Here is a 4,945-nt window from a genome sequence, read left to right on the forward strand (position 1 = left end):
GGCGGCGGCGCTGGTGGCGGGCGGCGGGCTGCTGGCGGCGACGGCGCGCGGCTGACGGCGCCGTTCGCCGGGCGTTCGCTCGCCTCGCGACATGGCCTGGCGGGCCGCCAGCGCCCCGCTGTCGGCCGTGCGACAGCAGGGATGCGCAGGGATGGCACGAACGCCGTTGCGGCGTGATCGCCGCAGCCCTTGCGGCCGCGCCGGTCGCCGCCGGCAGCCCGCCGCCGTGACCTTCCGGCGGAAGCTGCGGCAAGTGGAGCCCGTCGGCGTGGCCTCTGCCTCGTGGACGGCAGCCACGACCAGGCGCGCCTGGAAGCGGGCGGCGGCGGGTCCATCATCGGCGGTGCGTCTGGCGTGCACGTCCATGGCGCAGCCCCTTCAGGATGATGGAGCGGGTCATGGCGGCACACTCGGGTCCATCGAAAACGATCGTGCGAAAGTCGCCTCGTCAACCAGGATCCCGGCGGTACGCAGGCCGACGCTGCGCGGTCAGCCAGGAGCGTTCGTCTCGTCGCTGACGATCCGGCCATCGACCAGGTGGATGCGGCGCGTGGCGCGGCGCGCGAGGTCGGCATCATGCGTCACGACCAGCACGGCGCGCCCTTCCTCGGCGGCGAGCTTCGCGAAGATGTCGAACACCGCCGCCGCATTCTTCGTGTCGAGGTTGCCGGTCGGCTCGTCGGCCATCAGCAGCACCGGGTCGTTCGCCAGCGCACGGGCGATGGCGACGCGCTGGCGCATCCCGCCCGAGAGCTGTTCGGGCAGCTTCTCCGCCGCCTCCGCCAGGCCCAGCGCGCCCAGCAGCGCGAGGGCGCGGGCCCGCGCCGCCGCCGGCTTCAGCGCGCCGCGCCGGCGGATCGGGATCAGCACGTTGTCGAGCGCGGAGAATTCCGGCAGCAGGAAGTGGAACTGGAAGACGAAGCCGAGCCGCGCGAGGCGCAGCGCGGCCAGATCGGGCGGCGCCAGCAGCGCGGTGTCCGTGCCCTCGAGCAGGATGCGTCCCGATGTCGGCCGGTCGAGCAGCCCGAGCAGGTAGAGCAGCGAGGACTTGCCCGACCCCGACGGCCCGGTGATCGCGACGAACTCGCCCCCGGTGACCGTGAGCGTGATGTCGCTGACCAGCGTCACGCCTTCCGGCAGGCGCTTGGTCACGCCCTCGGCGGCCAGCAGCGGGGCGGGCCGCCCCGGGTCTGCGCTCAAGCAGCCCCCCGCACGATCTGCACCGGGTCGAGCCGCGCGGCGCGGCGTGCGGGGATCACCGCTGCCAGCGCGGCCGAGGCCACCGCGAAGAAGGACGCGACCGAGAAGATCCGCCAGTCCCGCGCCAGCAGGAAGCGGTCGCTGCCGGCCGGCGTCTCGGTACGGAAACGCACCTGCGCGAGGCCCTCGATCATCAGCTGCCCGATCAGGCAGCCCAGCAGCGCGCCGAGGAAGCCCGCGATGATGCCCTGCACCAGGAACAGCAGCTGGATGTCGCCTTCCGTGAATCCCAGCGACTTCAGTATGGCGATGTCGCGCGTCTTCTCGAACACCACGGTCGAGATGATGTTGTAGATGCCGAAGGCCGCGACGAGCAGGATGGCGCCGGTCACGCTGTACATGATGGCGTTCTGGATGATGAAGACCGTGAGGATGTTGCGGTTCTGCTCCTCCCAGGATTCGACGCGGTCGCCGAAGCGGTCCTCGAGCTGGCGCGCCAGCGGTTCCGCCTGGGTCACGTCGGCCAGGCGCAGCAGGATCTGGTTCACCACGTTGGGCCGGTCCTGCAGGACCTGGTTGACCTTGAGCAGCGCATAGCCCGCCGACTGGTCGAGGCTGACGAGGCCGGTGTGGAAGATGCCCACGATCTTCATCTGCAGCGACACGCCGCGCGGCGAGACGGCGATGACCGTATCGCCCAGCTGCACGCCGAGCCTGACGGCAAGCGCATCGCCGATGATCAGCCCGTTCGCGGCCGAGCGCAGATCCTCGAGGCTGCCCTGGATGATGTCCTTCTGGAGGTTGGAGACGCGGCGGTAGCGCGCGGGTTCGATCCCGGTGACGCTAATGGTGACATCGCGCGACCCGTAGCGCAGCAACGCGGGGCCGGTCAGGATGGCCGCGGCGGCCGCGCCCGGGATCGCCTCCAGGATCGCCATCTTCTCGGCGGCGGAGCGGATGCCGCGCACGCGGTCGCGCGGCTTCACGCCATTGACCGAGACGGCCCCCTCGGGTGCCACGAGCTCGACGGCCTGGGGCAGCGGGCGGCGCGTCTCGTCCTTGATGGTGATGTGCGGCTGCACGTCGATCACCTGCTGGACGAAATAGGTCTGGAAGCCGCGCATCAGCGAGGCGATGGCGATGAAGAAGGCGACACCCAGCGCCACGCCCAGCACGCTCACCAGGGTCTGGCGCCGCCGGCGGCTCAGCATGCCGCGCGCAAGGTCGAGGATGAGCCTCATGGCCGCAGCCGCACCGGCTGGCCGGCGGCGAGCCCGGCCGGCGGGTCGAGCACCACGGCCTCGCCGCGCTGCAGGCCGCGCAGGATCTCGACCGCGCGCGGGCCCTGGACGCCGAGTTCGACCTGCCGCGGCTGCACCGTCTCGCGCTGTACCACGAAGACGCGGCCGTCGCGGATAGCGGCGGGCGGCACCAGGACGGCGTCCTCGGCCTGGCGCAGCACGATGTTGGCCTCGACCGTCATGCCGATCAGCAGCGGCGTATCGTCGGGCAGTACCAGGCGCACGCGGTAGGCCTTGCGGGTGGCATCGCCCTTGGGGGTGATCTGGCCGACGGTCGCGGTCAACACCTGGCCGGGAAAGGCATCGGCGCGCAGCAGCACGCGCTGGCCTTCGCGGACCTGGGCGATGTCCTCCTCGTCCACCTCGGCGGTGACGCGCAGCGGGCGGGGCTCGCCGATCCAGAACAGCGAGGCGGGGGTGTCCACCACCTCGCCCACCTCGACGTCGCGACGCAGCACGACGCCCGCGGCGGGGGCACGGACGATGTAGTCGTCGAGCCGGCGCTGGGCGGCCTCGGCCACGGCGCGCACGGCGCGGGCCTCGGCCTCGGCGCGGTCGAGGGTTGCGCGCGCGGCGATGTCGCGGGTGACCAGGGTGCGGATGCGGGCCAGGTCTTCCTCGGCGAAGCGGGCGCGGGCCTCGGTCTCCTCGGCGCGGTGCACGGCCTCTCGGTTGTCGAGGCGCGCCATGGGCTGGCCTTCCGTGACGCGATCCCCTTCGTCGACCAGGACCTGGGTGATGCGGGCTCGCAGCGCGGGGCCGACGCGGGCCCAGTGGACGGGTTCGACGCTGCCGGTGGCATAGACGGCGCGCAACGCCGGGCCAGTGGTGGCGAGGGCGATCGCGACCGCGGGCGGCATGGTCCACCAAAACCAGCCGCCGGCAGCGGCGAGCACGAGGACGAGGGCGACTAGCAGGCGGCGACGCATGGCCAGGCATGGGTAGCACGGGTGCGGCCGCGGCGCGCGGGGGGGACGAAAGCCGGTTGCGGGGGGGCGGCGCGGCGGGTAGAAGGCGCGGCCCGCCACGCTTGGGGGGGGGCGTCCGGGGCCGGCATAGCTCAGTGGTAGAGCAACTGATTCGTAATCAGTAGGTCCGCGGTTCAAATCCGCGTGCCGGCACCAGCATAAATTCCGGATTTCAGAACGAGATTTTCGCCGGAACGCCTGCCGTCGCTGCAGGTATATCCGTCGTCCGACCGGACATTGACCGGACATCCGAGCAAGCATGCGCTGGCAACGGGCAGCGCTGGCGGGTGTGTGGGCCTCGATTTCCGGCCGGCGGCATGGTTTCAGAGCGAAGGTTCCGCCCCGCCGCGCGGGAAGGTCCGAATGGTCTGCGGGGAAGGTACGCATCCCTGCGCGCGTGCGAGGATCCCTTCCGCCAATCACTGGCAGGCTTGGTCACCCTCCAACCTTGGGGCCGAAGAAGGTGGTCGCTGTCGGGCTGTCCGAGAGCAGGGCATTCGGTTTCCGATTGGCTCCCACCAAACACGAAAACGCCGCACCCGGATGCCGGGTTGGGGCGTTACGTAGGTTCATGAGGCCTTCCGCGGCCCCACGGTCATCGGCACACTGGCCGTCCGTCGCTATCCATGCCACCGCCTCAAACCACGTCAGCGAAGCACCGGTATTGTCGCGCTCATTCTTCTTGATGCGGTTTCCTGTTCCGGCTGCCTGGCCTTCCTTCGGATTGCTTGCACCCACACCGGCGTTCCGTCCGGCTGCCGCAATGCTTCGACATAATCGGGCAATACCGGCGCCGCACGAAGCGGGCAGAAGGGGCTTCTTGGTGCAGAAGGGGGGACAGGTGGTCCGGCGGCTACCAGGCTTGGCGGCGGTCATGTTCGGCCTGGCGATGTGGGGATCCGCGATCTCGGCCATGGCGCATGAGGGACACGACCACGGCGCGGCGCCGCCCCCGCCCGCCGCGGCGGCGCCGCGGACCGAAACGCACTCCGACCTGTTCGAGATCGTCGCTGTCCTCGACCCGAACGGGCGTCTGTGGGTCCATCTGGACCGCTTTCCGACAGCCGAGCCGATCCCGGCCGCCACAGTCACCGCGACGGTCGACGGCGAACCTGCAGAGGTGACGCCTGCCGGGGCCTACAGCCATGTCGTGAGCCATCCGGCGCTCGCGAGGCCTGGCACGCGCAACCTCATCTTCACCGTCGCCGCCGGGGAGGAGACGGACCTGCTGCCGGCGTCGCTCGAGGTCCCGGCGCCCCTGGCCGGGATGCCCCAGGCCGGCGGCGCCGCACCCGCCTGGCTGGCTGCGGCGCGTGAGCCGATGGCTTGGCTGGCGGGGGTCGTCCTCCTCCTCATCGGCGTCGCGATCGGCCGCCTCGCCGCCCCGCGGCCCCTGCCCTCCCACGCCGTGGCCGCGGCCCCCTTGGAGCCGGCCGGCACGGTGCACCCCCTGCGGCCCGAACGGGTGGCGGCGCG

5 protein-coding genes and 1 tRNA gene are annotated in these 4,945 nt (G+C 71.6%); 2 read left to right on the forward strand and 4 right to left on the reverse strand.

What is annotated here, in order from left to right; genetic code table 11:
- Positions 1-489: 489 nt before the first annotated feature.
- From HW578_RS22785 to HW578_RS22795, 3 genes are read right to left on the reverse strand one after another with little or no spacing between them, the layout of a single operon-like run.
- A complete protein-coding gene (locus tag HW578_RS22785; RefSeq protein WP_198373006.1) occupies positions 490-1,200 on the reverse strand; it encodes an ABC transporter ATP-binding protein in 711 nt (236 codons plus the stop codon).
- Positions 1,197-2,441, reverse strand: a complete 1,245-nt coding sequence (locus tag HW578_RS22790) for an ABC transporter permease (protein WP_198373007.1) — start codon at positions 2,439-2,441, stop codon at positions 1,197-1,199. The genes HW578_RS22785 and HW578_RS22790 overlap by 4 nt, the downstream gene beginning before the upstream one ends.
- The gene (locus HW578_RS22795; RefSeq protein ID WP_198373008.1) at positions 2,438-3,430 is read right to left on the reverse strand and encodes an efflux RND transporter periplasmic adaptor subunit; all 993 of its coding nucleotides are present in this window, start codon (positions 3,428-3,430) and stop codon (positions 2,438-2,440) included. The genes HW578_RS22790 and HW578_RS22795 overlap by 4 nt, the downstream gene beginning before the upstream one ends.
- 120 nt (positions 3,431-3,550) lie before the next feature.
- Here HW578_RS22795 and HW578_RS22800 point away from each other — a divergent pair.
- Positions 3,551-3,625, forward strand: a tRNA-Thr gene (locus tag HW578_RS22800).
- A 279-nt stretch (positions 3,626-3,904) separates the two neighbouring features.
- Here HW578_RS22800 and HW578_RS22805 read toward each other — a convergent pair.
- A complete protein-coding gene (locus tag HW578_RS22805) occupies positions 3,905-4,345 on the reverse strand; it encodes a hypothetical protein (protein ID WP_198373009.1) in 441 nt (146 codons plus the stop codon).
- Here HW578_RS22805 and HW578_RS22810 point away from each other — a divergent pair.
- The coding region (locus HW578_RS22810) for a hypothetical protein (RefSeq protein ID WP_198373010.1) at positions 4,344-4,945 on the forward strand (602 nt) is incomplete at its 3' end. The two genes, HW578_RS22805 and HW578_RS22810, sit on opposite strands and share 2 nt — an antisense overlap.

The organism is Roseomonas rosulenta (assembly GCF_016106005.1).
Lineage (GTDB): Bacteria > Pseudomonadota > Alphaproteobacteria > Acetobacterales > Acetobacteraceae > Neoroseomonas > Neoroseomonas rosulenta.

What these genes read in the sequence shown, in the direction of transcription:
- HW578_RS22790 (WP_198373007.1), bottom strand. Translation starts at nt 2,441, where the DNA reads ATGAGGCTCATCCTCGACCTTGCGCGCGGCATGCTGAGCCGCCGGCGG.
- HW578_RS22795 (WP_198373008.1), bottom strand. Translation starts at nt 3,430, where the DNA reads ATGCGTCGCCGCCTGCTAGTCGCCCTCGTCCTCGTGCTCGCCGCTGCC.
- HW578_RS22805 (WP_198373009.1), bottom strand. Translation starts at nt 4,345, where the DNA reads ATGACCGCCGCCAAGCCTGGTAGCCGCCGGACCACCTGTCCCCCCTTC.